Here is a 25,148-nt window from a genome sequence, read left to right on the forward strand (position 1 = left end):
AGGAGGAGGAACCATGCGGACCCAGGTCGCCATCGTGGGCGCCGGACCGGCCGGACTGCTGCTGTCGCATCTCCTGCACAGGCAGGGCATCGCCTCGGTGGTGCTGGAGAGCCGCGACCGGGAGTACGTGGAGCACCGGCAGCGCGCCGGGATGCTGGAGCAGGGCACCACCGACGTCCTGCGCGACAGCGGCGTGGGGGACCGGCTCGACCGCGAGGGCCTGGTGCATCACGGCCTTGAGCTGCGGTTCGGCGGCGCCGGGCACCGCATCCCGCTGTACGAGCTGACCGGCCGCACCGTGACGATCTACGCCCAGACCGAGATCGTCAAGGATCTGGTGGCGCGGCGGCTGGCCGACGGCGGCGACGTCCGCTTCGAGGCGCCGGTGCTGGAGGTGGATCCGTCCGGGCCTGGCGTCACCTTCCGGCAGGACGGCCGCACGCACGTGCTGGAGTGCGACTACATCGCCGGATGCGACGGATTCCACGGCGTGAGCAGGCCGGCGGTGCCGGGGCTGCGCACGTACTCGCGCGAGTACCCGTTCGCGTGGCTGGGCGTGCTGGCCGACGTCCCGCCGTCCACCGACGAGCTGATCTACGCCAACCACGACCGCGGCTTCGCCCTGCACAGCCTGCGCTCGCCCAAGGTCAGCCGGCTCTACCTCCAGGTCTCCCCGGACGAGGACCTCGCCGCCTGGCCGGACGAGCGGATCTGGTCCGAGCTGGCGGCGCGGTTCGCCACCGACGACGGCTGGACGCTGCGGGAGGGCCCGATCACCGACAAGGCGATCACCCCGATGCGCAGCTTCGTGGCCGAGCCGATGCGGCACGACCGGCTGTTCCTGGCCGGGGACGCCGCGCACATCGTCCCGCCGACCGGCGCCAAGGGCCTCAACCTCGCGGTCTCGGACGTGACGTTGCTGGCACGGGCGTTCGCCGAGCGGTACGCCTCGGGCTCGGAGTCGCTGCTGGACGACTACTCCCGGGCGTGCCTGAAGCGGGTCTGGCGGGCCGAGCACTTCTCGTACTGGATGACCACCCTGCTGCATGTCGACCCGCAGGCCGACGACTTCGCCCGCAGGTTGCAACGCTCGCACCTGGAGTACGTGACCTCGTCCCGGGCGGCCGCGGCGAGCCTGGCCGAGAACTACGTGGGCCTGCCGTTGACCGGCGCGAACGACCCCGCCGGCACCTGAGCGCGCCCGGACGGAACCCTGGCGATGTGATCGTCGTTTCCCGGGAAGAGGGATCAAACCAGGGCAAACCGTACAGCGGCGCCGGAGGTGACGAGTCATGGGCGGCCCGTCGCGCGGACGGCTGCGGGGCGGGGCGTGGAGCCGCCGGGGCAGGGGCCTGCGGCTGCTGGCCGGATTCATGATCACCGGTGTGACGATGGCCCTGGCGGTGGTGGCCCTGGTGTCCTGGCGGACCGGCACCTACGACCGCAACATCCAGCGCCTCCCCGACGCGCTGCCGACCGGCTCGCGGGAGCGTCCCGCCGAGGACCCCGGGCAGAACTGGCTGCTGGTCGGGTCGGACCTGCGCGGCGCCCCGGCCGCGGACAAGTGGCGCCCCGGCGGCGGCGCCCGCGCCGACACGATCATGCTGCTGCACATGCCGGAGGAGGGCGGCCGGGCCTACCTCATCTCCTTCCCGCGCGACCTGTGGGTGGACATCCCCGGCGGCGACGAGGGCAAGATCAACTCGGCGTTCGCGAAGGGCGGGGCGCGGCTGCTGACCGAGACGGTGGAGTCCATCAGCGGGGTGCGCGTCGACCATGTCGCCGCCCTCGACTTCACCGGCTTCAAGACCATGACCGACGCGCTCGGCGGCGTCGACATCCACCTCGACCAGCCGATCCACGATCCCAGCAACGGCTGGTCGTGGTCCGCGGGCCGCAACCACCTCGACGGCGAGGAGGCGCTGCGGTTCGTCCGCGAGCGCAAGGGCCTGTCGGGCAGCGACCTGGACCGGGTACGGCGCCAGCACGCGTTCCTGAAGGCGCTGGCGGACAAGGCCGTGGACTCGGGCCTGATGGCCAACCCGTGGCGGCTGGACGCGTTCCTGCGGGCCGCCAGCGGCTCCCTGGCCGTGGACTCGGAGACCGAGTTCGGGACGCTGCGGTCGCTCGCGCTGCGGCTGGCCCGGATCGGTCCCGACCGCGTCACGTTCGTGACGCTCCCGACCGGGTCGAGCGCCTGGATCGAGGACCAGAACGTGCTGCTGCCCGACGAGGAGGGCACCGGCGACCTCTTCGACGCGCTCCTCGACGGCGATCTGGAGGACCACCTGGACGAACACGACCTGGAGACCGACCTCGACCTGGACGGATGAAGGACGCGGCCCGGCGGCGTGGTCTATGCGATCCTTGGTAGGTGAGTCGGGTTCAGAGAGCCACGGCCGAGGACCCGGACGGCCGCGCGTTGGGGCCGGAGCAGGCGATCGTGGTGGCGACCGCGCACTACCTGGACGGCGACCCGATCGACATGTCCGCGCTGGCCGCCGAGCTGGGCGTGGGCCGCGCCACCCTCTACCGCTGGGTCGGCAGCCGTGAACAGCTGCTGGCCACCATCCTGGCGGAGATGACCGAACGCACCTTCCGGGTCGCGCTGCGCGGGGCGCGCGGCACCGGCGCGGACAGGCTGCTGGACGTCCTGGAACGGTTCATGCGGGCCGTCGTGGACGCCGCGCCGCTCAAGGCGTTCACCGAGCGCGAGCCGCGGCTGTTCGTACGGCTGGCCACCACGCCCGGCCCGATAGAGGAACGCGCCACGGCGCTGCTCGGCAGGGAGATCCAGCGTGAGATCGACCGCGGCGCGCTGGACGTGCCGCTGCCCACCCGCACGCTCGCCCAGGCGATCGTGCGGATCTCCGACTCGTTCCTGTACGCGCACCACCTCGGCGGCAGCCGGCCGGAGATCGACACGGCGCTGGAGGTCATCGAGCTGCTGCTGCGCCCCGCCGGAAGGGACGGCGGCGGGGACGCCTGAGTCCCCTCCCCGGTGGGGGAATCTTCCTTCACCGCGGATCGCTGTGCATGAAAGGCTGCGATCACCGGATCCGGTGACCCACCCCCACCGAGCGGTCTGTCGATAACAAGGGACGGTCGGCCGTGAGTGACATCCCCCGCCGCGCGGTCACGCGAAGCGCCAAACTGGCGAGCCTCCCCCTGGGCTTCGCCGGGAGGACGGCGCTGGGCCTCGGCAAGCGCACCTTCGGCCGCCCCGCCGAGGCGGTGGCGCTGGAAGTGCAGCGGCGCACCGCCGACCAGCTCTTCCGGGTGCTGGGCGAGCTCAAGGGCGGCGCGATGAAGGTCGGCCAGCTCCTGTCGGTCTTCGAGGCCGGCCTGCCCGAGGAGGTCGCCGGCCCGTTCCGCGCCAGCCTCACCCGGCTGCAGGAGGCCGCGCCGCCGATGCCGGTCGCCACGACGCACCGGGTCCTGGCGGAGAACCTGGGCGAGGACTGGCGCGACCGCTTCCTGGAGTTCGACGACGACCCCGCCGCGGCCGCGTCCATCGGACAGGTGCACAAGGCGGTCTGGCACGACGGCCGCGCCGTCGCCGTCAAGGTGCAGTACCCCGGCGCCGGGAAGGCGCTGATGAGCGACTTCAACCAGATCTCCAGGCTCAGCCGCCTGATCACCCCGCTGTTCCCCGGTGTCGAGGTCAGGCCGGTCGTGGCCGACCTGAAGCGGCGGCTGGAGAAGGAGCTGGACTACGACGACGAGGCCCGTGCCCAGTCGGCGTTCCACGCCGCCTACGACGGCGACCCCGACTTCGTCGTCCCCGCCGTGGTCGCTCAGTCCGGCCACGTGCTGGTCACCGAGTGGCTGGACGGCACCCCGATGTCCAAGGTGATCGCCGAGGGGCCGCAGGAGCTGCGCGACCGGGCCGGCCTCCTGCTGTTCCGGTTCCTGCTGTCGGGCCCCGCCCGCTGCGAGCTGATCCACATCGACCCGCATCCCGGCAACTTCCGGATGCTGGACGACGGCCGCCTGGGCGTCCTGGACTTCGGCGGCGCCGCCCGCGTCCCGGCCGAGCTGCAATGGTCGATCGGCCGGCTGCTGCGGATCGGCACGCTGGGCAGCCCCGAGGAGATGGTGCAGGCCGCCCGTGAGGAGGGCTTCCTGGCCCCGGACGGGGAGGTGAACGCCGAAGAGTGGGCGGCGGTGGTGTCCGCGCACTCCTACCCGTTCACCACCGAGACGTTCCGCTACACCCGCGAGTGGATGCGCCAGGAGACCACCCGCGGCTTCACCATCGCCACCGACATGCGCCCCGGCGGCCTGGCCAGGCAACTGCGGCTGCCCCCGCAGTACATGGCCGTCGCCCGAGCCTTGACAAGCTGCGGCGGCGTCCTGTGCCAACTGGAAGCCGAAGGCCCCTTCCAAGCCGAAGCCGACCGCTGGCTGTGACATATGTGGGGGGCGACCCCCCACACCCCCCGGTGCGGGGCCAGCGATCCCCGCCGCTCGCCTTGGCGGCTCGCGGCGGTGACCGCTGACCCCGGGTAGGGGCTCCGCCCCTACGACCCCGGCAGGGGGCTCCGCCCCCTGCACCCCCGTTGGGGCTGTGACACATGTGGGGGGTCCCCCCCACATGTGTCACTAATTCCAGACTTCTTGGGCTGTTTCTACGATCAGTTCCAGCTTCCGCATCTGGTCGTCGCGGGTGAGTTCGTTGCCCTCCTCCGTGGAGGAGAACCCGCACTGCGGCGACAGGCACAGCTGGTCGACGTCGACGTACTGGGCGGCCTCGTCGATGCGGCGCTTGAGGTCGTCCTTGCTCTCCAGTTCGCCGGTCTTGGTGGTGACGAGGCCGAGCACGACGTGCTTGCCCTTGGGGACGAACCGCAGGGGCTCGAAGCCTCCGGAGCGTTCGTCATCCCACTCGCAGAAGAACCCGTCCACTTCGAGTTCGCCGAACAGCGCCTCGGCCACGAAGTCGTAGCCGCCCGCCGCGGTCCAGGCGGATTGGAAGTTGCCGCGGCACATGTGGGTGGTGACCGACATTCCGGCCGGGCGGTTCTTGAGCGCGCCGTTGATCTGCTTGATGTAGCGCAGGTGGAGGTGGTCGGGGTCGTCGCCGCGCTCCTTGAGCATGGCGCGCTGGTCGGGGTCGTTGAGGTAGGCCAGGCTGGTGTCGTCGAACTGGAGGTACGTGCAGCCGAGTTCGCCCAGCCGGGCGACCTCGTCGGCGTACACGGCGGCCAGGTCGGACCAGAACTCCTCGATGTCGGGGTAGACGTCGGGGGAGATCGAGGCGGGCCCGCCGCGGTAGTGGACCATGTTCGGCGACGGGATGGTCAGCTTGGGGGTCATGCCCGTCCCGGCGGCCTTCTCCTTGAGGAAGGTGAAGTGGTCCCCGAAGATCGTCTCCTTGAGGTGGAGCTTCTCGGTGACCTTGAGCGCGGCCACGTTGAACTCGATGTCGCCGTTGGCGCGGTGGAACTTCACCTGGAGCCGCTCGTCGGCGTTCGAGCCGATGCCGCCGATCTGGTAGATGAAGTCCATGTGCCAGAAGGCGCGGCGGAACTCGCCGTCGGTGACGGTGCGCAGCCCGGCGGTGCGCTGCATCTCGATGGCCTCGGTGATCGCCGCGTCCTCGATCTCACGCAGCCGCTCGTCCGTGATCCGCCCCGCCTTGTGGTCTTCGCGCGCGCTGCGCAGCTCCGGGGGCCGCAGCAGGCTGCCGACGTGGTCGGCGCGGAAGGGCGGTGTGTCTCGGAGGGCCATGGGACTCCCTTTCACCTGGTTATCTCGCCTCCCGTTTCCCGGGAGGGCGCTTTCACGTGCGCGCCGTCCGCCGGCGCCGGTGCGTTCCGGCGGCGGACGAGGCGTTCCCGCGCGGCCGGTACGAGGCCGCCGGGGAGGAACAGCACGGCCGCGATCAGGAGGACCGAGTAGACCGCGTAGGACAGCACGCTCGGCGCGTAGCTGGGCATGCCTTCCATCGTTCCGATGTTGTTGAGCAGCTGGATCAGCAGGGTGATCGCGGTGGCGCCGACGAGCGCGCCCCAGATGGTGCCGAGGCCGCCGACGACCGCCATCACCACGTACTCGATGGACAGCAGGATGGGGAACGAGCCGGGCGCGATGTAGCCGAAGTAGAAGGCGTATATTCCGCCCGCCAGCCCGGCGAACGCCGCCGACAGGGCGAACACCACCAGCTTGGACCGTCCCACCGCGACGCCCGCCGACTCGGCGGCGACCTCGCTGGTGGCCAGGGCGCGCAGCGCCCGGCCCTGCCGGGACTCGATCACGTTGCGGGCCACGAGGACCACCACGGCCACGGCGGCCCACACCAGGAACGCGTAGCCGCGGTCGTCCTCCAGCTCGAACCCGCCGAAGTTGAAGCGCGGGATGCCCTGGAGGCCGATGCTGCCGCCGAGGAACGCCAGCTCGCCGGCGAGCGACAGCAGAATCAGCTGGGTCGCCAGTGTCGCGAACGCCAGGTGGTGCCCGCGCAGCCGCAGCAGCGGGATCCCGATGACCACGGCGAACACGGCGGCGGTGACCGGGGCGAGGGCCAGCCCCAGCAGGGGCGGCAGCCCGTGCACGCTCAGCAGCCCGGCCGTGTACCCGCCGACCGCGTAGAAGGCGGCCTGGCCGAGCGACACCTGCCCGGCGTACCCCATGAGCAGGGACACGCCGACGGTGACCATCGCCGCCAGGCCGAGCAGGATGAACACCGAGAGCTGTGCCTCGCCGAGCACCGCGGCCAGCACCATCGTGACCACCAGCAGCCCGGCCAGGTGCGGCAGCCGGATCCCGGCCTCTTCGCCGCGCCCGCGCAGCCGCGCCAGCAGCGAGGCGACGCTCGTCCCCTGGGCCTGCGCGGTCATGCCGTCTCCTCGTGCAGTGCGGGGGTGCGGGCGGCCTGCCAGATCATCAGGGCGAGCATCAGGCCCAGCGCCACCTCGATCTGGTACGAGCCCAGCCCGTACCCGGCGATCATGGCCTCGGCGACGCCCAGCACCAGCCCGCCGGCCAGCGCGGCGCCGGGTCGTTGCAGGCCGCCGAAGATGGCCGCCGCGAAGCCGTTGACGATCAGCGTGACGTCGGAGTCGAACGAGATCGGCTGCAGCGGTGTCACGAGCACCCCGGCGATGCCGCCGAGGGCGCCGCCGAGCCCGAAGGCCAGCAGCCCCATCCGCCGTACGTCGATGCCGACGACGCGGGCCGCGTACGGGTTGGACGCGCACGCGGTCAGGCCCTTGCCCGCGTAGGTGCGGCCGAAGAACAGCGCGAGCGCCGTGAACGTGAGGGCGGTGACCGCGACGATCAGCAGGTACTGCTTCTGGACGGTGACGCCCGCGACCGTGAACGACCCGCGCAGCCCGGCGAACGAGCGGGGCTGGTCGCCCCAGACCACGATCTCCACCGCGTACGCGAAGATGCCGATGCCCAGCGTGACGATCAGCGCCGACAGCGGCGAGGTGCCGGGCCTGCCGATCGCCAGCACGCCGACCACCAGCCCGGCGGCGGCCGCGACCAGCACCGCCGCGATCTCCGCCGCCCCGTGGGGGAGCCCGGCGGACAGGAAGGAGGCGGCGCTGAGCCCGGCGACGACGGCGAACATCGCCTGCGCGAAGTTGACGACCCGGGTGACCCGGTGGATGGCGACGAGGCCGCTGCCGATCAGCGCGAACCCGCAGCCCACCGCCAGCCCGTTGATCAGGTAGCTCAGAAAATCACTCATGTGCTCTCCCTGGGGCGTTCCCCCGGACCCCCTGAACGGCTCCGCCGCTTGTCATGAGCTCTCCTGGATGGGCCCGCCCAGGTAGGCCCCCTCGACCTCGGTGCTGCCGGCCAGCTCGGCGGACGGGCCCTCGGCGACGATCCGCCCGGCCTCCAGCACGTACGCGCGCGAGCACAGCTCGAACGCCAGCCGGGCGTTCTGCTCGATCAGCAGCACCGCGGTGCCGCGCTCGGCGTTCAGCTCGCGCAGGTGCCGGGCCAGGTCGTCGATCACCATGGGCGCCAGGCCGAGCGACAGCTCGTCCACGGCGATGACCTGCGGTTCGGCCATCAGCGCCCGGCCGACGGCGACCATCTGCTGCTCGCCGCCCGACAGCGTCCCGGCGCGGCGTCCGCGCAGCCGGTCCAGCCCGGGGAGCAGGTCGTACACGGGGGTGGTGTCGCGGTTCCTGACGCGCCAGGCGCCCAGCCGCAGGTTGTCCTCGACGGTCATGTCGGGGAACAGCTGGCGGCCCTCGGGGACGTGCGCGAACCTGCCGGTGACGCGGACCGTTCCCGACGCCGCCGGGACGATCCCCGACAGCGTGTTCACCAGCGTGGACTTCCCGGCGCCGTTGGGTCCCACCAGCGCCACCATCTCGCCTTCGCCGACCGTCAGCGACACCCGGTCCAGGGCGGTGGCGGACCCGTACCGGACGGTGAGCTCCGCGACCTCGATCATGACCGGACCTCTTCGCCGAGGTAGGCGGCGATGACCCGGGGGTCGGAGCGGACCTCGTCGGGCGTGCCGTCGGCGATCACCCGGCCCAGGTCCAGCACCGTGATCCGGTCGGCCAGCCGGGTCACCATCGCCACGTCGTGCTCCACCAGCATGATCGTCAGCCCGGTGGCGCGCAGCTCGCCGATCAGGTCGGCCAGCGCGGCGCGCTCGGCCGCGCGCAGCCCGGACGCGGGCTCGTCCAGGAGCAGCAGCTCGGGGTCCGCGCACAGCGCCCGCGCGAGCTGCAGCGAGCGCTGCTGGCCGAGCGGCAGCGCCTCGGCGGGCCGGTCGGCCCAGTCGGCGAGGCCGACCCGGGCCAGCGCCGCGTCGGCCTTGGTCCGGATCAGCCGTTCCTCGCGGGCGTGCGCGGGCAGCCGCAGCGCGGCCGTCAGGAAGCCCGCCCGCGTGCCGGCGTGCGCGCCGACCATGACGTTCTCCCGGACGGACATGCCGCGGAACACCCGCGCCGCCTGGAACACGATCGCGATGCCCAGCGCGGCGCGGCGGTGCGCGGCCAGCCGGCCCAGGGGGCGCCCGCGGAACGCGATCGTCCCCTCGTCCGGCCTCAGATGCCCGGCGATCAGGTTGAACAGCGTCGACTTGCCCGCGCCGTTGGGCCCGATGACGCCGCGCAGCTCGCGCTCTTCGACGGTCAGGTCCACGTCGCGCACCGCGTAGACGCCGCCGAAGTGCTTGGACACCCCTTCGATGCGGAGCAAGCCCGTCACCCTCCGGAGACCGTCTTGGTGAGCTGGTCCTTGGCCCACGGGGTCGGGACGAACTGCCCGTTCTTGACGGTGTTGACCGAGATGTAGTCGGGGCTGAGCCCGGAGTGGTCGGTCGGGGAGTAGCGGAACCGGCCGTTGGGCGTGATCAGGTCCATCCTCTCCAGCGCCTGCTGGATCTTCTCGCCGTCGGTGCTGTTCGCCTTCCTGATCGCCTCGAACAGCAGCAGCGCCGCGCTGTAGCCGTCCTGGGCGAACTGCGGCGGGTAGTAGCCGTACTTCTGCTGGTACGGCTTGGCGAGCTGGTCGATGACCTGCTTCTGCGGGCCGGGCGGCAGGTGGTCGCCGACCACGCCGATGGCGCTCTGCACGGTGACGCCCTCGGCGGCCTGGCCGACGGGCCTGGTCCACAGGGTGCTGGCCTGGGAGCCGGTCAGCATCAGCGGGATGTCGATGCCGGACGCGACGTACTGCTTGGTCATCGTGACGCCGGGCGCGCCGCTGCCCCAGAACAGGAACGCCTGCGCGCCGGAGTCCTTGATCCTGGTGAAGATCGGGCTGAAGTCGCTGGCGGTGGTCTCGTACGTCTCGTCCCTGACGATCTGCACCCCGTACTTGCCGGCCAGCTCGACCACCGTCCTGCGGCCCGCGACGGAGTAGCTGGCGGTGCGGTCGTGCGCCACCGCCACCTTGGTGATCTTCTGGCTCTGGAAGTACTGGAGGTAGCGCTCCGCGTACATGGCCGACAGCGCGGGGGTCACGAAGATGTACTTCTTGATCGGCTGGACCTGCTCCGTCACGGGCGCCAGCGACAGGTAGGGGATCTTCTCCCGTTCGGCGATCGGCTCGACCGCCAGTGCGCAGTTGGAGAACACCGGCCCGATCATCGCGTCGATATCGCGCTTGATCGCGTTGAAGCCGAGCACGGCCTGGTCGGGCTGGGTCTTGTCGTCGCGGAAGACGATCTCGACCTTGCGGCCCAGCAGCCCGCCCTTGGCGTTGACCTGCTCGACGGCCAGCTCGACCGCCTTCTTGTCCTCGCTGCCCAGCGGGGTGTAGTTGCCGGTGACGGAGACGATCAGGCCGACCTTGATGGGGTCGCCGGAGCCGCCACCCTCCGAGTCGCCGCACGCGGTGGTGAGGGGGGCCAGCAGGGTGAGCGCGGCCAGCGCGGCCGTCCTTGCTCTGGTGAGGGTTCTGCCCACGGTGCTCTGCACCTTCTCTCGGTCGCTCCGGACGGGGGGTCGTCGTGGAATCCGGTAGTCGCCTCTGGCCGGGGGATCAGGGGCCGCCGCCATGGCCGGCACACGGTGGGGGTCTCAGCGGTGTCCCGGCGATGCCGTGGGGCCTCAGGCTCGGAGCGTCGAGTGCGGACGCCGCGCCCGGCGACCCGGGTCCCTCGTCGTGCATCGGCGCTCCTCGATCGCTGGGGCGGGCGGTCGATCGCTGGGGTGGGGCCGGCTGGAGCCGTGTGTGCCGGAGGCGGGTGCGGGCCGGGCGGCCAGCGGGTAACGCGAACATAGGCGTATATGTTGTGGCAGTCAATATTCTGCCCAACATAGGAGCGGAGCGATCGGAGCACGACCCTTGGACCGTCCATACCCGTCTCTGCGGCCCCAGTCCCTCATGTTGACCTTCCTCGGCAACTACGTGCTGAGGCGCGAGATCGCCGTGTTCTCCGGCAGCTTCATCGAGGTGTTCGGACGGCTCGGGGTGGGCGAGCACGCGATCCGCTCCACCCTCACCCGGATGGCGCGCCACGGCATGCTGGCCCGGCACCGCAGGGGCCGCCGGATGCATTTCGGCCTCACCGCGCGGTCGGAGCGGATCCTGCTGGACGGCGAGGCGCGGGTGCTGCGGCGCGGCGCGGTCAACGCCCACTGGGACGGCGGCTGGACCGTGCTGTCCTTCTCGATGCCCGAGTCGTGGCAGCGCCAGCGGCACGACCTGCGCTCCCGCCTGGTGTGGGCCGGGTTCGGCCCGCTGGGCAACGGCACCTGGATCGCCCCCGCCCGGGTGGACGTCACCGAAGTGATCGCCCCCGGCGGGGCGGACCTGGGCCTGGCCGGACGGGTCAAGGTCTTCCACGGCACGGCCGAGGAGCCGACCGACGTGGGCGCGATGATCCGGGACGCGTTCGACCTGGAGGGCCTGGCCGCCGGGTACCGGTCGTTCCTGGAGCGCTGGGACCGCCCGGAGCCCGTCCCCGGCGCGCCCGACGACCTGGTCAGGTTCCTGTGGCTGATGACCCAGTGGCTCGGCCTGGTCCGGGTGGACCCGGGCCTGCCGGTGCAGCACCTGCCGCCCGACTGGCCCGCGCTGCGCGCCCAGGAGGTCCTGCACGACCTCCGCGGCCGGTACGAGGACAGCGCCCGCGCCATCGCGGACGAGATCATCGAGTACATCCCCGTGGCCTGCCCCGCCACCGCCGGCGCCGGACGAGACGCGGCGGCGGATCGCTGATGGGAGGCCAACGGCCATGGGGGCGCGCTACTCCTGCGGTCGGCTGGGGCGGTGAACCTCGCTGCCCCGACCTTTGCCAATGCCGCGCAGGTCAGGCTATGGGACTTCCGTCCAACGGAAACCCTCTGCGGGACGGTCCCGAGGCGGGCCGCGTGACCGGGCCCGATGACCGCGCCTCCAGACGGTGGCCGTGCACGGCCGACACCGGCTGCCGGGCCGCGCGCGGCGATCCCAGCGCCCGCGAGATCCCGCGCGCCGCGGCCCGCACCGCGGGTGCCAGCACCCGCCAGTCGTAGCCCTCCGACGGCACCACGATCGACACCGCGGCCTCCACCCTGTCGTCCCGTCCGAAGATCGGGGCCGCCACCGACAACGCGATCAGCTCCACCTGCCCGTCGCTGACCGCCAGCCCGGTCCTGCGCACCTCCGCCAGAGCGCGGCGCAACTCGGCGCCCGTGGAGATCGTCTTCTCGGTGAAGCGGGGCAGCGGGCCCTCGATCGCGCGTTCCTGCACCTCCGGGTCGGAGTGGGCGAGGATCGCCAAGCCCACACCGGTCGCGTGCGCCGGGAAACGCCCCCCGACCCGGGTGAACACGTGCACCGCGTCCCGTCCGGCGATCCGCTCCAGGTACAGCACCTCCAGGCCGTCCAGCACGGCGAGCTGCACGTTCTGGTGCGTGGCCTCGTACAGGTCCTCCAGGAACGGCATCGCGATCTCGCGCAGCCCCAGCCCGCGCGGCGCCAGGGCCGCGACCTCCCACAGGCGCAGGCCGATCCGGTAGATGCCCTGCTCGTCGCGTTCCAGCGCACCCCACCTGGTCAGCTCGCCCACCAGCCGGTGGGCGGTCGCGGGCGGCAGGCCGGTGCGCCGGCTGATGTCCGACAGCGACAGCGCGGGGCTGGACGGGGTGAACGCCTCCAGGATCCCGAGCACCCGCGCGGTCACGGACGGACGCGATGTGCCGGACGCCATCAGCGCAGCGTGTCGAAGCGGTGACCGGCCCAGAGCCGGCGGGACGCGGCCTCGGCGCCGGGAACGTCCGCCGTCTCCACGTCGAAGACGCGGGTGAGATCGCGGCCGTCGGGCTCGTGCGCCGGCCAGCCGGGATCGCCGGTGGAGGCGAACGCGGTCCACGCCGTGCGGAACCGCCGCGACAGCGCCTCCGCCTCCGGCGGCGCCCCGTCGCCGAAGACGATCATGGCGATCCAGCCGTCCAGCGTCCCGAAGGTCAGCGGGACGTCCAGCCCGTGGCAGGACTTGAGCAGCCCGCCCATGGCGGGGCTCGGCCAGGTCAGCTCGTAGGCGTGGACGGTGCCTCCCGCCCTGGCGTGCGCGGCGGCCAGGTGCGCCGTGGGCATCCGGAACAGCCAGTCGGAGACGACCAGGGAGTACAGCTCGTCCAGGTCGGCGTCCGGATGGCCGGAGCGGTAGACGCTCTCGGCGCCGGCCGGGGCCAGCGTCTCCATCGTCCACGCCAGCCGTTCCTCGGTGATCGTCCCGAACTGCTCGCGCAAGGCCATGAACAGGCGGTACTCGTCGCGGTTGTACCCGGCGATCAGCGGCACCCCGCGGGTCGCGCCGCGCTCGGCCGCCGCCCACGGGGACTCGGGCAGCACCTCCCCGTCGACGACCGGGCCGAACGGGATGGCCGACGGGGCCGGTGATCCCCAGGGCGCGCGGTCGTTCAGCGCCCGCGCCATGGCCGCGTCGGTGGCGCGCAGGAGGTCCTCTGGCGCGACCCCGGCCAGGTCGTCCAGGGTGGGGCGCCTGCCGAGCCCGCCGACGATGGTCTCGGCGGCGCGCCGCGCGAAGGAGGGGGTGAAGAACGGCCCCGGAAGGCTCTGGATGATCGCGCGGCCGAACAGGCCCCGGGCGGACGGCATCGCCAGCAGCGCGGCGACCGAGCCCGCGCCCGCGGACTCCCCGAACACCGTCACGGCCGCCGGGTCGCCGCCGAACGCGGCGATGTTGTCGCGCACCCAGCGCAGGGCGGCGACCTGGTCGAGCAGGGCGCGGTTGGGGGGCGCGCCCTCCACCAGCCCGAATCCCTCCATGCCGAGGCGGTAGTTGAAGGTCACCACCACGACGCCCTCGGCGGCCAGCAGGGCGCCGTCGTAGTCGGGCTGGTCGGACGACCCGATCATGTAGGCGCCGCCGTACAGGTACACCATCACCGGCAGGCCGGAGCCGCCCGCGTCGGGCGTCCACACGTTGACGGTCAGGCAGTCCAGCCCGTCGGCGGACGACCAGGAGGAGGGGACCATGCCCAGGCTGCCCTGCGGCGGGCGGGGCCCGAACGCGGTGGCGTCGCGCGTCCCGTCCCAGGGGTCGGGCGGCCGGGGAGCCAGGAACCGGTCGGCTCCGAACGGCGCGGCCGCGAACGGGATGCCCTTGAAGGCCGTCACCGAACCGCCGGCGGGGCCGGCCGCGTGGCCCCTCACCCTGCCCGTGGCGATCTTTACGGTCGGCTCGGTGACGCTCACGACTCGGCCTCCTCGCGGCCCGGGGGTGCGGGCTCTCGTCAGGACACGCGCATCCTGGCCACGGTCTGCCCGGCCAGGCCGCTCGCCATGTAATCACCGTTCGTCCCGGGCCACCAGTGCAGGCCGTGGCCCTGGTCGAACGGCGTCGCCTGTAGCAGGTCACACGACCGGACCGGTACGTTCGGTTCACCGCGGCGAGGCGCCGACGGCCCGTTCAGTCGCGCATCTGGGGAAGGAAAACGACGCTATGCCCGTGCTCAACGACCTGCTCGCCGCGCTCGCCGACGGCTCGGTCGAGGTGGTGGACCTGACCGCGCCGCTGTCGGAGTCCACGCCGATCCTGCACCTGCCCGAGCCGTTCGCCAACACCGTGCCGTTCTCGCTGACCGAGATCAGCCGGTACGACGACCGCGGGCCCGCCTGGTACTGGAACGACATCCGCACCGGCGAGCACGTCGGGACGCACTTCGACGCGCCCGTGCACTGGGTGACCGGGCGGGAGCGCGAGGACGTGGCGCAGGTCCCGCCGCGCCGCCTGGTCGCGCCCGCCGTGGTGCTGGACGCCTCCGCGCACGCGGCGGCCGACCCCGACTTCCTGCTGGAGATCGACCACGTCCGGGACTGGGAGAAGAGCAACGGGCCGCTGCCCGAGGGCGGCTGGCTCCTGTACCGCACCGGCTGGGACGCCCGCTCAGGGGATAGCGACGCCTTCCTCAACGCCGACGAGACCGGGTCGCACACCCCCGGCATCTCCGCCGAATGCGCGCGGTGGCTGGCCGAGGAGACCTCGCTCCAGGGGCTCGGGGTGGAGACCGTGGGCACCGACGCGGGCGCGGCGCACTCGTTCGACCCGCCCTTCCCCTGCCACTCCTACTTCCTGGGCGCCGGCAAGTACGGCCTCACCCAGTTGCAGAACGTGGAGCGGCTGCCCGTCCGCGGCGCGGTGCTGGTCGCGACGCCGCTGCCCATCGTCGGCGGCTCCGGCAGCCCGGCGCGCGTGCTGGCCCTGGTCGAGCGATGACCCAGCCGGGCATCACGGTCGCCGAGGCGGTGGGCGGCGCGATCGCGCGCCTGGGCGCCCGCACCGTCTTCGGCGTGGTCGGCAGCGGCAACTTCCACGTCACCAACGCGCTGGTCGCCGGGGGCGCCCGGTTCGTGGCGGCACGGCACGAGGGCGGCGCCGCCACGATGGCCGACGCGTACGCGCGGGTGTCCGGCGGCCTCGGCGTCCTGTCGGTGCACCAGGGCCCGGGGCTGACCAACGCGCTCACCGGCATCACCGAGGCCGCCAAGAGCCGCACCCCGCTGCTGGTGCTGACCGGGGAGGTGGCCTCCGGCGCGGTGCGCTCCAACTTCCGCATCGACCAGGCCGCCCTGGCCGCCGCGGTCGGCGCCGTCCCCGAGCGGGTGCACTCGCCGCGGACCGCGCTGGCCGACGCGGCCCGCGCCTGCCGCACGGCGGTGGCCGAGCGCCGCACGGTGATCCTCGGCCTGCCGCTGGACGTCCAGGCCGCCGAGTACACCGGGCCCGAGCTGATGAGCCGTCCCGTGGCGCCGCCCGGCCAGGCCGCGGCGGCGTTCGCCGGGCCGGGCCAGGTGCCGTTCCTGCCCGTGCCGCCGCCCGCGGCCATCGCCCGGCTCGCCTCGGCGCTGGAGTCCGCCGAGCGGCCGGTGTTCATCGCCGGGCGCGGCGCCCGGCTCAGCGGGGCGCGCGGCCCGCTGCGGGAGCTGGCCGCACGCTGCGGCGCGCTGCTGGCGACCTCGGCGGTGGCGCGCGGCCTGTTCAAGGGCGACCCCTACGACCTGGACGTCAGCGGCGGGTTCGCCACCCCCACCGCCGCCGAGCTGATCGCCGGCGCCGACCTGCTGGTGGGCTGGGGCGCCTCGCTGAACATGTGGACGATGCGGCACGGAACGCTGGTCGGGAAGAACGCCACCCTGATCCAGGTCGATCTGGACCCCGCGTCGCTGGGCGCGCATCAGCCCGCCGACCTGAGCCTGACCGGCGACGTGGCCGAGACCGCGCGGGCCGTCCTGGCGGAGCTGGACGCGCGCGGCCGGACGGGCGGCGGGCCGGGGCCGGGCTACCGGTTACCGGAGGTGGCCGAACGGCTGGCGCGCGAGCGGCGCTGGCGCGACCACCCCTATGACGACGAGTCCGACGGGTCCCGCATCGACCCGCGGACCCTGTCGATCGCCCTGGACGACCTGCTGCCCGCCGAGCGCACCCTCGCCGTCGACTCCGGCAACTTCATGGGCTACCCCGCGATGTACCTGGACGTCCCGGACGGCGACGGCCTGGTGTTCACCCAGGCGTTCCAGTCGGTGGGGCTGGGCCTGGCCACCGCCGTCGGCGCGGCGCTGGCACGCCCCGACCGGCTCACCGTCGCGGCGCTGGGCGACGGCGGCGCGCTGATGTCGATCTCCGAGCTGGAGACCGCGGTGCGGCTCGGGCTCGGCCTGCTGGTGGTGGTGTACGACGACGAGGCGTACGGCGCCGAGGTGCACCACTTCGGCCCGGACGGGCATCCGCTGGACACGGTGACCTTCCCGCCCGCCGACCTGGCGGCCATCGGGCGGGGCTTCGGCTGCGACGCGGTCACCGTCACCCGGCGCGAGGACCTGGCCGACGTGGCGGACTGGCTGGCCGGGCCGCGCGACCGTCCGATGGTCGTCCACGCCAAGGTGACGAGGAACGCCCCGTCCTGGTGGCTGGAGGACGCCTTCCGCGGCCACTAGGCGCGCTCGCCGCGCGAGCGTGTCCCGGCGGGCTCCCGGCGGCCGGGCGGGCGCCGGCCCGGCGCGGCCGCTCCGGCCAGCGCCGCCGCCAGCGCCGCCACGGCCAGGATCAGCAGCCCGATGAGGTAGGAGTCGGTGAGGACCCGGGTGGCGCCCATCAGCACCGCCATGACCAGTCCGGTCAGCACGGCCGCCGCGGTGGCCAAGCCGATGGTCACGCCCAGGTCCCGCGGCTCGACCAACTGGGTCGTCAGCGTGAACGCCGCCCCCGCCGCCAGCCCGAGCGCGAACGCCAGCAGGACGAACGTCACGACCGCGGCGGCGCCCCCGTCCGTGTCCAGCGCCGCGACCAGCGTGAGGCCGGCCGCCGCCCCGAACCCGGCGATCAGCACCGGGCGAGGGCCGAACCGGTCGCCCAGGTACCCGCCGAGCGGGCGCGCGGCCACCGCGGCGACCGCGAAGGCCCCGGCCTGCACGACGGCGTCCCGCGGCGCGGTGCCGTGGACGTTGCGCAGATAGGCGGGCAGGTAGATCACCATGGCCAGGAAGCCGCCGAACGCCAGCGCGTACGGGGGCCACACGCGGCGGGTCGCCTCCCGCTCGCGGGCATGACGCACCCGTTCCCACACCACCTCGTCGGTGGTGTCCAGACCCGGGGCGTCCCGGCTGTACAGCAGCGTCACCACCCCGGTGACCAGCAGGAGGGCCGCCAGGAACAGGAAGGTGGCGGTGCGGCCGATCGCGCCCACCAGCGGCGGCGTCGCCAGCGCCGACAGCGCGACCCCGCCCGTGGCCGCGCCCACGATCCCGGTGACCAGCCCGCGGCGGGCCGGCTCGAACCAGGCGGCCACGGCCGGGACCGCCACCGCGAGCGCCGTGCCCGCCGCGCCCAGCACCAGCGCGCCCGCCACCATGAACGTGAACGAGTCGTCCATGAACGCCAGATACAGGGTGGGGAAGAACGCCAGGAAGCTGACCACGGGGAACATCGTCTGGCCGCCGTGCCTGTCGGTCATGGCGCCGATCGGCACCGCCCCGAACGCCCCGGTCAGCAGCGGCACCGCCACCAGGACGGTCCGCTCGGCCCCGGTCAGTTCGATGTCGGAGATCTCCGCCGGTCCCAGCGGGGCGATCATGGTCCACGCCCAGGAGTTGATCAGGACGGCCCAGCAGGCGAGAAGCAGGCGCCCCCACCGGCCACGCGCCGAAATCCCGGCCTCCGTGGCCCCGTGTGCGGTCGTCGCCGCCATGACCCACCCCCAAAGATTCCATACCCGCAGCAGCGGTTCTCTCGGCCATGAATCGCCCGTGGCTGGGCAGACTGTCGATCGTGGCTCGGCGCCACGGGGGACGTGCCCGCCACGCACGCCCAAGTACCCGGATCGGCGTCCGTGATGCGCACGGACCGTGACAGCGCCGTGACGGGAGATTGTCGCGACTCGCTGATTGACCGGATTTGTCCCATCTACTTACGTTCGCGGCAGTTGTGTCTCATGTCACACCGCCCCGAGGAGGAGAGATGGCGGAACGACTGAGATTTCCTCCGCTGGCCAAGGAGATGGCCGCGGAGTTCGCCGGCACCATGATCCTGATCCTCTTCGGGGTGGGGGTGGTGGCGCAGGTCATCGCGGGCTCCGGCCTGACCGACGGCGCGCTCGGCGACCACGACAGCATCACCTGGGGCTGGGGCATCGGCGTGACGCTCGGCGTGTACGTCGCCGCGCGGATGACCGGCGGCCACATCAACCCCGCCGTCACCGTCGCCCTGGCGTTGTTCAAACGGTTCTCCTGGAACAAGGTGGCGCCGTACGTCCTGGCGCAGACGGCCGGCGCCTTCGTGGCGGCCCTGATCGTCCGGTGGAACTACACCGAAGTGCTGGACGCGTTCGACCCCGGCCACACGATCAAGAGCCAGCTCGTCTTCAGCACCCTGCCGGGCAACGGCACGCTGCCGGTCGGCATGTGGGGCGGCTTCCGCGACCAGGTCATCGGCACCGCGATCCTGCTCTTCCTGGTCATGGCGCTGACCGACCTGCGCAACAACCCGCCGCTCGCCAACCTCACCCCGTTCGTCATCGGGCTGCTGGTGGTGGGCATCGGCATGGCGTGGGGCACCGACGCCGGGTACGCGATCAACCCCGCCCGTGACCTCGGGCCGAGGCTGGCGCAGTACCTCACCGGATACGGCGGGGCGTGGCGCGACCAGCACGGCGACCTGTACTTCTGGGTGCCGATCGCCGGACCGCTGATCGGCGGTGCCATCGGCGCCGGGTTGTACCTGTTCCTGATCGGCCGCAACCTGCCGCCGCCGGAGGAGACGCCGGAGGAGGAAGAGGAGACCAAGCCCGAGTACAAGCCGTGACCCGCCCCGCGGCGTGAACCGTCCCGGCCGGCGCCCGGCCCGGCGCCGGCCGACCACGGCAGGAAGGGAGTGCCGCATGGCCGACTTCGTCGGAGCGATCGATCAGGGCACCACCAGCACCCGGTTCATGATCTTCGATCATGGCGGTAACGAGGTGGCCCGCCACCAGCTGGAACACGAGCAGATCCTGCCCCAGGCCGGCTGGGTGGAGCACAACCCCACCGAGATCTGGGAGCGCACCCGCGCGGTGACCGAGACCGCGATGAACAGGGCGGGACTGCACCATACCGACCTGGCCGCCCTCGGCATCACCAACCAGCGGGAGACCGCGGTCGTGTGGAACCGCCGCACCGGCCGCCCGTACTACAACGCGATCGTGTGGCAGGACACCCGCACCGACCGCATCGCCTCGGCGCTGGAGCGCGACGGCCGCGGCGACACCATCCGGCGGCGCGCCGGGCTGCCCCCGGCGACCTACTTCTCCGCCGGGAAGGTCCAGTGGATCCTGGAGAACGTCGACGGCGTCCGCGAGGACGCCGAGCGCGGCGAGGCGCTCTTCGGCAACATCGACACCTGGCTGCTGTGGAACCTCACCGGAGGCCGTGAGGGCGGCGTGCACGTCACCGACGTCACCAACGCCAGCCGCACGATGCTGATGGACCTGGAGACCCTGGACTGGGACGACGAGCTGCTGTCGTTCTTCGGCATCCCGCGCGCCATGCTGCCGGAGATCAGGCCGTCGTCCGCGCCCGACCCGTACGGCGTGACCCTGGCCACCGGGCCGCTGCACGGCGAGGTGCCGCTGACCGGGGCCCTCGGAGACCAGCAGGCCGCCACCGTCGGCCAGGTGTGCTTCGCCGTCGGGGAGGCGAAGAACACCTACGGGACGGGCAACTTCCTGCTGCTCAACACCGGCAACGAGCTGGTCAGGTCCAAGGCCGGGATGCTCACCACCGTCTGCTACCGCTTCGGCGACGCCGCGCCGGTGTACGCGCTGGAAGGATCGATCGCGGTGACCGGGTCGGCGGTGCAGTGGCTGCGCGACCAGCTCGGCATCATCTCCACGGCGGCGCAGAGCGAAGCGCTGGCCTCGCAGGTGGAGGACAACGGCGGGGTGTACTTCGTGCCCGCGTTCTCGGGGCTGTTCGCCCCGTACTGGCGTTCGGACGCGCGCGGCGCCATCGTCGGGCTGTCCCGCTTCAACACCAACGCCCATCTCGCCAGGGCCACCTTAGAGGCGATCGCCTACCAGTCCCGCGACGTCGCGGAGGCGATGCGGGAGGACTCGGGCGTCTCGCTGCCCGTCCTCAAGGTCGACGGCGGTGTCACCGCCAACGACCTGGCCATGCAGATCCAGGCGGACGTGCTGGGCGTCCCGGTGTCCAAGCCGGTCGTCGCCGAGACCACGGCGCTCGGCTCCGCCTACGCCGCGGGCCTGGCGGTCGGGTTCTGGTCCAACACCGACGAGCTCCGCCAGAACTGGAACGAGGACCGCCGCTGGGAACCCCAGTGGTCGGAGGAACAGAGGGAGGAGGCATACGCCGGCTGGAAGAAGGCCGTCGAGCGCACCTTCCGCTGGCTGGAGGTGGACTGAACGGGCCGTGTCATGTGAACGGGCCGCGTGTCATGTGAACGAGGCGGCGACCTTGTCGATCACTTCGAGGACGGCGACCGACTCGGCGAGCGGCAGCCGCGGCGACTCGGTGAGGCCCTGGCGCAGGCAGCGTGCCACCTCCTCGGCCTGGTAGGTGAAGCCGTTCCCCTCCAGCTCGACGGTGAAGGTCTCGGGGTCGCGTCCCTCGCGGGTGAGCGTCATGGCGGAGGGCTTGTAGAACGGCGACGCCAGCTCGATGCGGCCCTTGGTGCCGACCACGGCGGCGGTGTGCGGTGAGAACCCCATCAGCCCGCAGTGCAGCAGCGCCACGGCGCCCGACTCGTAGCCCAGCAGCATCCCGGTGTTGGCGTCGACGCCGGTGGGCGCGGGCGCGGACACCGCCTGCACCGTGCTGGGCGGGCCCAGTAGCGGCCAGGTGATCGACAGGACGTAGCAGCCCAGGTCGAGCAGCGCGCCCCCGGCCAGCTCCGGCGCCCACATGCGGTGGGCCGGGTCGTACGGCGGCGCGATGGAGAAGTCGGCGTAGATGGCCGAGACCTCACCGATCGCGCCGTCGGCGACCAGCCCGTTCATGCGCCGCACCAGCGGGCTGAACCGCGTCCACATGCCCTCCATCATGAACAGGCCGCGGGCGCGCGCCACCTCCGCCAGCCGCCGCGCCTCGTCCGCGGAGACCGTGAGCGGCTTCTCCACCAGGACGGCCCGTCCCGCCTCCAAGCACAGTTGTGCCGCGTCGGCGTGCGCCGGATGCGGGGTGGCGATGTAGACGACGTCCACGTCCCGGTCGGCGGCCAGCTCGGCGTAGGAGCCGTGCGCCCGCCCGATGCCGTGCCGCCGGGCGAACGCGGCCGCGGTCTCCGGCGCGCGGGACCCCACGGCGGCGACCTCGTGGCCGTCCAGGCGCAGCAGGTCGGCGGTGAAGACCTCGGCGATCGCGCCCGTGCCCAGGATTCCCCAGCGAATCGGCCCATCGGTCATAGCGGACATCGTAGGACCGCTTGCCGAACGGGGTGGTGTGGTTGCGTCTCATGCCATGTGACGGCATGATGACGCTGCGGATTGGATCGGCTCCGCAGCGTAGCCGACGCCTTGTGCTTCACGCCGGGGAGGACACTCATGGCCGGACGCTTGGCCGCCGCGACGCTCGCCTGCACCGTGGGCGCCGTCCCGCTCATGACGTCCGGTACGGCTACGGCCGCCGTGCCGGTGGTGAGCGGTCCCTTCGCCGGGACGGTCGCGCTCAGCAACTGCTCGGGCTCCCTGGTGCGCGGCCCGTGGACACGGGACGCCGACAGGGCGCTGGTGCTGACCAACGGGCACTGCCTGGAGACCGGGATGCCCGCGGCCGGAGAGGTGATCGTCGACCGCCCCTCGTCCCGGGCCTTCCGGCTGCTGGCCCCCGGCGGCGACCACGACCTGGGCACGCTCACCGCCACCAGGATCGAGTACGCCACCATGACCGACACCGACGTGACCGTCTACCGCGTCCGCTCCACCTACGCCCAGATCCGCCGCAAGTACGGGATCTCCGCGCTGCGGCTCTCCGACACCCGCCCCCGGGCCGGGACGCGGATCCGGGTGGTGTCCGGCTACTGGAGGAAGATCTACTCCTGCGGGCTCGACGGTTTCGTGTACCGCATGCGTGAGGCGGGCTGGACCTGGAAGGACTCCCTGCGCTACACGCCCGAGTGCGCCACCATCGCGGGCACCTCGGGATCGCCCGTCCTGGACGCCCGCACCCGCCAGGTCATCGGCGTCAACAACACCGGCAACGAGGACGGCGAGCGCTGCACCCTCAACAACCCGTGCGAGGTCGCCCGGGACGGCACCGTCACCATCCGGAAGGGCATCGGCTACGGCCAGCAGACGTACCTGCTGGCCCGCTGCCTGGGACGTGGCGGCGACGTCGTCCTCGGCGGCTCGTGCCGCCTGCCCCGTCCCGCGTCCCGGTAGCCGGGCCGTTCGGTGTTATTGGTCGCATTCCTTCCCCTATGTCGGGTAGGGGCCGGGCATGGACCAACATGAGCTGCGCGAACTCGGGCAGAGGCTGCGCGTGGACGCCGTCCGCGCGTCCGGCGCCGCCGGGTCGGGGCACCCCACCTCGTCGATGTCGGCGGCGGACCTGATGGCGGTCCTGCTCGCCCACCACCTGCGCTCGGACTTCGCGGCCCCGTCCAACCCCGCCAACGACCGGCTGATCTTCTCCAAGGGGCACGCCTCGCCCCTGCTGTACGCCCTGCACGCGGCGGCCGGGGCGATCAGCGACGAGGAACTGCTGACGTTCCGGAGGCTGGGCAGCCGCCTGGAGGGCCATCCCACGCCGCGGCTGCCGGGAGTGGACGTGGCCACCGGGTCGCTGGGCCAGGGACTACCCGTCGGCGTGGGCATGGCTCTGACGGGCAAGCACCTCGACCAGCTCCCGTACAGGGTGTACGTGCTGTGCGGTGACAGCGAGATGGCCGAGGGATCGGTCTGGGAGGCCGCCGAGCACGCCGGGTTCGAGAACCTGGACAACCTCTGCGCGATCATCGACGTGAACCGGCTGGGGCAGCGCGGCCCCACCCGGCACGGCTGGGACACCGGCGCCTACGCCGCCCGCTTCGGCGCGTTCGGCTGGCACACGATCGAGATCGACGGCCATGACGTGGACACGATCGACGCCGCGTACGCGGAGGCCGCGGCGACCGGGGGACGCCCCACCGCGATCATCGCCCGTACCGAGAAGGGGCACGGCGTGGCCGCGGTCGCCGACCAGGAAGGCCAGCACGGCAAGCCGCTGCCGGACACCGAGGACGCGGTCGCCGAGCTCGGCGGGCGCCGCCACATCACGGCCGAACCGCGGCACCCCGAGTCCGCGCCCTGCTCCCGTCCGCTGGACCACGGCACCTTCCACCCTCCCCTGTACGAGAAGGGCGAAGAGGTCGCCACGCGCAACGCCTACGGCGAGGCGCTGGCCGCCCTGGGCGACGCGCGCGGGGACGTGGTCGCGCTGGACGGCGAGGTCAGCGACTCCACCCGGTCCGCGATGTTCGCCAAGGCGCACCCGGAACGGTTCTTCGAGATCTATATCGCCGAGCAGCTGATGGTCGCGACGGCCGTGGGGATGCAGGCACGCGGCTGGATGCCGTACGTGTCCACCTTCGCCGCGTTCCTGACCCGGGCCTACGACTTCATCCGGATGGCGGCGGTCAGCCGCGCCGACCTCAACCTGTCCGGCTCCCACGCGGGCGTCGCGATCGGGCAGGACGGCCCGTCCCAGATGGGCCTGGAGGACCTGGCGGCGCTCCGCGCGGTGCACGGCAGCACCGTCCTGTACCCGTGCGACGCCAACCAGACCGCACGGCTGGTCGGCGAGATGGCCGGGGCGTCCGGCATCCGGTACATACGCACCACCCGGGGCAAGACCCCGGTGATCTACGGACCGGACGAGAGCTTCCACATCGGTGGCAGCAAGGTCCTGTGCGCCACCGAGAACGACGAGGTCACCCTGGTCGGGGCCGGGGTGACCGTGCACGAGGCGCTGAAGGCCGCCGCCCGCCTGGACGTGGCCGGCATCGCCGCCCGGGTGATCGACCTGTACTCGGTCAAGCCGGTGGACGTGGACACGCTGCGGGAGGCCGCCGAGGTCACCGGCCACATGGTGGTCGTCGAGGACCACTGGCCCGAGGGCGGCCTGGGCGACGCCGTGATGAGCGCGTTCGCCGACGGCTGGGCCCCGCCCCGGGTGATCCGCCTGGGCGTACGGGACATGCCCGGTTCGGCCACCCCGGAGGAGCAGATGGCGGTGGCGGGCATCGACGCCGACGCGATCGTCGCGGCGGCGCACGACATGGTCGACCTGGCCGCCCTTCCCTGATCGGCGGTGCCCGGCCAGGGCGGCGATGCTCGGTCAGGGCGGCGGGCGGTGCACGGTCGGGGCGGCGCCGGTCCTGGGAGCGGGCAGGGTCGGTCCTCGGGCAGGGCGGCGCCGGGCTCAGACGCGGAAGCGCCGGGCGATCACGATCAGGTCGGTCAGCGCGATCAGGGCGAGCACGGCGCAGATCCCCGCGGCGACCGCGGCGCCCGTGCTGTCGTCCCGGGCCGACACCAGGGCGAACAGGACCGCCGCCACCACGCCCGACACCAGGGCGACCGACGACATCACGGCGCGCAGCCGCAGGGGGCTGCGCGCCGTGAGCGGTTCCGTCCCGGGCGGCTGGCGGTGATGCGGCGGCCCCTCCGCCCGTTGCGGCTCCCCATGGGGGCGCGGTCGCTCAGGTGGGCCTGGCCTGGGCTCGGGGTCCTGCGAGGGGCCGGTCATGC

General features: G+C 72.7%; 22 protein-coding genes. 11 read left to right on the forward strand and 11 right to left on the reverse strand.

From position 1 onward, the window contains the following. Nucleotides 1–13: 13 nt before the first annotated feature. The 4 genes from QSK21_RS03245 to QSK21_RS03260 all read left to right on the forward strand — a co-directional run bounded on the left by QSK21_RS03245 (nt 14) and on the right by QSK21_RS03260 (nt 4,413). Nucleotides 14–1,195 carry a 4-hydroxybenzoate 3-monooxygenase gene (locus tag QSK21_RS03245; RefSeq protein WP_285693641.1) on the forward strand — a complete coding sequence of 394 codons (1,182 nt, stop codon included), beginning with the start codon at nt 14–16 and terminating at the stop codon, nt 1,193–1,195. A gap of 97 nt (nt 1,196–1,292) precedes the next feature. Then, nucleotides 1,293–2,333 (forward strand): LCP family protein, encoded by a 1,041-nt coding sequence (locus QSK21_RS03250; RefSeq protein WP_285693642.1) that lies wholly within the window; start codon nt 1,293–1,295, stop codon nt 2,331–2,333. Between the two features lie 41 nt (nt 2,334–2,374). Beyond that, nucleotides 2,375–2,989 carry a QsdR family transcriptional regulator gene (locus QSK21_RS03255; protein WP_285693643.1) on the forward strand — a complete coding sequence of 205 codons (615 nt, stop codon included), beginning with the start codon at nt 2,375–2,377 and terminating at the stop codon, nt 2,987–2,989. Between the two features lie 122 nt (nt 2,990–3,111). Beyond that, nucleotides 3,112–4,413, forward strand: coding sequence for an ABC1 kinase family protein (locus QSK21_RS03260; protein WP_285693644.1), 1,302 nt, complete (start codon nt 3,112–3,114; stop codon nt 4,411–4,413). Nucleotides 4,414–4,605: 192 nt separating this feature from the next. Here QSK21_RS03260 and QSK21_RS03265 read toward each other — a convergent pair whose 3' ends face one another. From QSK21_RS03265 to QSK21_RS03290, 6 genes are read right to left on the reverse strand one after another with little or no spacing between them, the layout of a single operon-like run. After that, nucleotides 4,606–5,733, reverse strand: a complete 1,128-nt coding sequence (locus tag QSK21_RS03265) for a 5-methyltetrahydropteroyltriglutamate--homocysteine S-methyltransferase (RefSeq protein ID WP_285693645.1) — start codon at nt 5,731–5,733, stop codon at nt 4,606–4,608. 11 nt (nt 5,734–5,744) lie between these two features. Next, complete coding sequence (locus tag QSK21_RS03270; RefSeq protein WP_285693646.1) at nt 5,745–6,842, reverse strand: branched-chain amino acid ABC transporter permease; 1,098 nt, start codon at nt 6,840–6,842, stop codon at nt 5,745–5,747. Then, nucleotides 6,839–7,699, reverse strand: a complete 861-nt coding sequence (locus tag QSK21_RS03275; RefSeq protein WP_285693647.1) for a branched-chain amino acid ABC transporter permease — start codon at nt 7,697–7,699, stop codon at nt 6,839–6,841. Before QSK21_RS03275 ends, QSK21_RS03270 begins: the two co-directional genes overlap by 4 nt. A 51-nt stretch (nt 7,700–7,750) precedes the next feature. Beyond that, nucleotides 7,751–8,419 (reverse strand): ABC transporter ATP-binding protein, encoded by a 669-nt coding sequence (locus QSK21_RS03280; protein WP_285693648.1) that lies wholly within the window; start codon nt 8,417–8,419, stop codon nt 7,751–7,753. Next, the gene (locus tag QSK21_RS03285; protein ID WP_285693649.1) at nt 8,416–9,186 is read right to left on the reverse strand and encodes an ABC transporter ATP-binding protein; all 771 of its coding nucleotides are present in this window, start codon (nt 9,184–9,186) and stop codon (nt 8,416–8,418) included. The genes QSK21_RS03280 and QSK21_RS03285 overlap by 4 nt, the downstream gene beginning before the upstream one ends. Beyond that, nucleotides 9,183–10,388, reverse strand: coding sequence for an ABC transporter substrate-binding protein (locus QSK21_RS03290; RefSeq protein WP_285693650.1), 1,206 nt, complete (start codon nt 10,386–10,388; stop codon nt 9,183–9,185). The genes QSK21_RS03285 and QSK21_RS03290 overlap by 4 nt, the downstream gene beginning before the upstream one ends. 382 nt (nt 10,389–10,770) lie before the next feature. Between QSK21_RS03290 and QSK21_RS03295 the strand changes: the two genes are divergently transcribed. Then, complete coding sequence (locus QSK21_RS03295) at nt 10,771–11,646, forward strand: PaaX family transcriptional regulator (protein ID WP_285693651.1); 876 nt, start codon at nt 10,771–10,773, stop codon at nt 11,644–11,646. Nucleotides 11,647–11,737: 91 nt separating this feature from the next. Here QSK21_RS03295 and QSK21_RS03300 read toward each other — a convergent pair whose 3' ends face one another. Beyond that, nucleotides 11,738–12,619, reverse strand: coding sequence for an IclR family transcriptional regulator (locus QSK21_RS03300; protein ID WP_285693652.1), 882 nt, complete (start codon nt 12,617–12,619; stop codon nt 11,738–11,740). Next, nucleotides 12,619–14,130 (reverse strand): carboxylesterase/lipase family protein, encoded by a 1,512-nt coding sequence (locus tag QSK21_RS03305; protein ID WP_285693653.1) that lies wholly within the window; start codon nt 14,128–14,130, stop codon nt 12,619–12,621. The genes QSK21_RS03300 and QSK21_RS03305 overlap by 1 nt, the downstream gene beginning before the upstream one ends. A 247-nt stretch (nt 14,131–14,377) precedes the next feature. Between QSK21_RS03305 and QSK21_RS03310 the strand changes: the two genes are divergently transcribed. Next, nucleotides 14,378–15,151 (forward strand): cyclase family protein, encoded by a 774-nt coding sequence (locus tag QSK21_RS03310; RefSeq protein ID WP_285693654.1) that lies wholly within the window; start codon nt 14,378–14,380, stop codon nt 15,149–15,151. Then, nucleotides 15,148–16,869, forward strand: a complete 1,722-nt coding sequence (locus QSK21_RS03315; protein WP_285693655.1) for a thiamine pyrophosphate-binding protein — start codon at nt 15,148–15,150, stop codon at nt 16,867–16,869. The genes QSK21_RS03310 and QSK21_RS03315 overlap by 4 nt, the downstream gene beginning before the upstream one ends. Here the strand turns inward: QSK21_RS03315 and QSK21_RS03320 are convergent. After that, nucleotides 16,866–18,119 carry an MFS transporter gene (locus tag QSK21_RS03320; RefSeq protein WP_285693656.1) on the reverse strand — a complete coding sequence of 418 codons (1,254 nt, stop codon included), beginning with the start codon at nt 18,117–18,119 and terminating at the stop codon, nt 16,866–16,868. The two genes, QSK21_RS03315 and QSK21_RS03320, sit on opposite strands and share 4 nt — an antisense overlap. A gap of 269 nt (nt 18,120–18,388) precedes the next feature. On the opposite strand from QSK21_RS03320, the gene QSK21_RS03325 reads away from it, so the two are divergent. Together QSK21_RS03325 and glpK are read left to right on the forward strand one after the other, a co-directional pair. Beyond that, nucleotides 18,389–19,231: an MIP/aquaporin family protein gene (locus tag QSK21_RS03325; RefSeq protein ID WP_285693657.1), complete on the forward strand. Its 843-nt coding sequence runs from the start codon at nt 18,389–18,391 to the stop codon at nt 19,229–19,231. 76 nt (nt 19,232–19,307) lie between these two features. Beyond that, entirely contained in the window at nt 19,308–20,825 is a 1,518-nt protein-coding gene (gene glpK, locus QSK21_RS03330) for a glycerol kinase GlpK (RefSeq protein WP_285693658.1), read from the forward strand. Nucleotides 20,826–20,855: 30 nt separating this feature from the next. Here the strand turns inward: glpK and QSK21_RS03335 are convergent, their stop codons facing one another. Further along, a complete protein-coding gene (locus QSK21_RS03335) occupies nt 20,856–21,824 on the reverse strand; it encodes a Gfo/Idh/MocA family protein (RefSeq protein WP_285693659.1) in 969 nt (322 codons plus the stop codon). Between the two features lie 138 nt (nt 21,825–21,962). Between QSK21_RS03335 and QSK21_RS03340 the strand changes: the two genes are divergently transcribed. Together QSK21_RS03340 and QSK21_RS03345 are read left to right on the forward strand one after the other, a co-directional pair. Then, nucleotides 21,963–22,799 (forward strand): trypsin-like peptidase domain-containing protein, encoded by an 837-nt coding sequence (locus QSK21_RS03340; protein ID WP_285693660.1) that lies wholly within the window; start codon nt 21,963–21,965, stop codon nt 22,797–22,799. A 58-nt stretch (nt 22,800–22,857) separates the two neighbouring features. After that, nucleotides 22,858–24,702: a transketolase gene (locus QSK21_RS03345; protein WP_285693661.1), complete on the forward strand. Its 1,845-nt coding sequence runs from the start codon at nt 22,858–22,860 to the stop codon at nt 24,700–24,702. Nucleotides 24,703–24,819: 117 nt separating this feature from the next. On the opposite strand, the gene QSK21_RS03350 is transcribed toward QSK21_RS03345, so the two are convergent. Then, nucleotides 24,820–25,146, reverse strand: coding sequence for a DUF6343 family protein (locus QSK21_RS03350; RefSeq protein ID WP_285693662.1), 327 nt, complete (start codon nt 25,144–25,146; stop codon nt 24,820–24,822). Nucleotides 25,147–25,148 lie beyond the last annotated feature (2 nt).

It is taken from the genome of Actinomadura sp. NBRC 104412 (assembly GCF_030269515.1).
GTDB lineage: Bacteria > Actinomycetota > Actinomycetes > Streptosporangiales > Streptosporangiaceae > Spirillospora.

Coding starts and splice junctions, on each gene's coding strand:
- QSK21_RS03345 (WP_285693661.1), top strand. CDS start 22,858: ATGGACCAACATGAGCTGCGCGAACTCGGGCAGAGGCTGCGCGTGGAC.
- QSK21_RS03275 (WP_285693647.1), bottom strand. CDS start 7,699: ATGAGTGATTTTCTGAGCTACCTGATCAACGGGCTGGCGGTGGGCTGC.
- QSK21_RS03350 (WP_285693662.1), bottom strand. CDS start 25,146: ATGACCGGCCCCTCGCAGGACCCCGAGCCCAGGCCAGGCCCACCTGAG.
- QSK21_RS03270 (WP_285693646.1), bottom strand. CDS start 6,842: ATGACCGCGCAGGCCCAGGGGACGAGCGTCGCCTCGCTGCTGGCGCGG.
- QSK21_RS03340 (WP_285693660.1), top strand. CDS start 21,963: ATGGCCGGACGCTTGGCCGCCGCGACGCTCGCCTGCACCGTGGGCGCC.
- glpK (WP_285693658.1), top strand. CDS start 19,308: ATGGCCGACTTCGTCGGAGCGATCGATCAGGGCACCACCAGCACCCGG.
- QSK21_RS03280 (WP_285693648.1), bottom strand. CDS start 8,419: ATGATCGAGGTCGCGGAGCTCACCGTCCGGTACGGGTCCGCCACCGCC.
- QSK21_RS03265 (WP_285693645.1), bottom strand. CDS start 5,733: ATGGCCCTCCGAGACACACCGCCCTTCCGCGCCGACCACGTCGGCAGC.
- QSK21_RS03325 (WP_285693657.1), top strand. CDS start 18,389: ATGGCGGAACGACTGAGATTTCCTCCGCTGGCCAAGGAGATGGCCGCG.
- QSK21_RS03335 (WP_285693659.1), bottom strand. CDS start 21,824: ATGACCGATGGGCCGATTCGCTGGGGAATCCTGGGCACGGGCGCGATC.
- QSK21_RS03320 (WP_285693656.1), bottom strand. CDS start 18,119: ATGGCGGCGACGACCGCACACGGGGCCACGGAGGCCGGGATTTCGGCG.
- QSK21_RS03310 (WP_285693654.1), top strand. CDS start 14,378: ATGCCCGTGCTCAACGACCTGCTCGCCGCGCTCGCCGACGGCTCGGTC.
- QSK21_RS03300 (WP_285693652.1), bottom strand. CDS start 12,619: ATGGCGTCCGGCACATCGCGTCCGTCCGTGACCGCGCGGGTGCTCGGG.
- QSK21_RS03250 (WP_285693642.1), top strand. CDS start 1,293: ATGGGCGGCCCGTCGCGCGGACGGCTGCGGGGCGGGGCGTGGAGCCGC.
- QSK21_RS03315 (WP_285693655.1), top strand. CDS start 15,148: ATGACCCAGCCGGGCATCACGGTCGCCGAGGCGGTGGGCGGCGCGATC.
- QSK21_RS03245 (WP_285693641.1), top strand. CDS start 14: ATGCGGACCCAGGTCGCCATCGTGGGCGCCGGACCGGCCGGACTGCTG.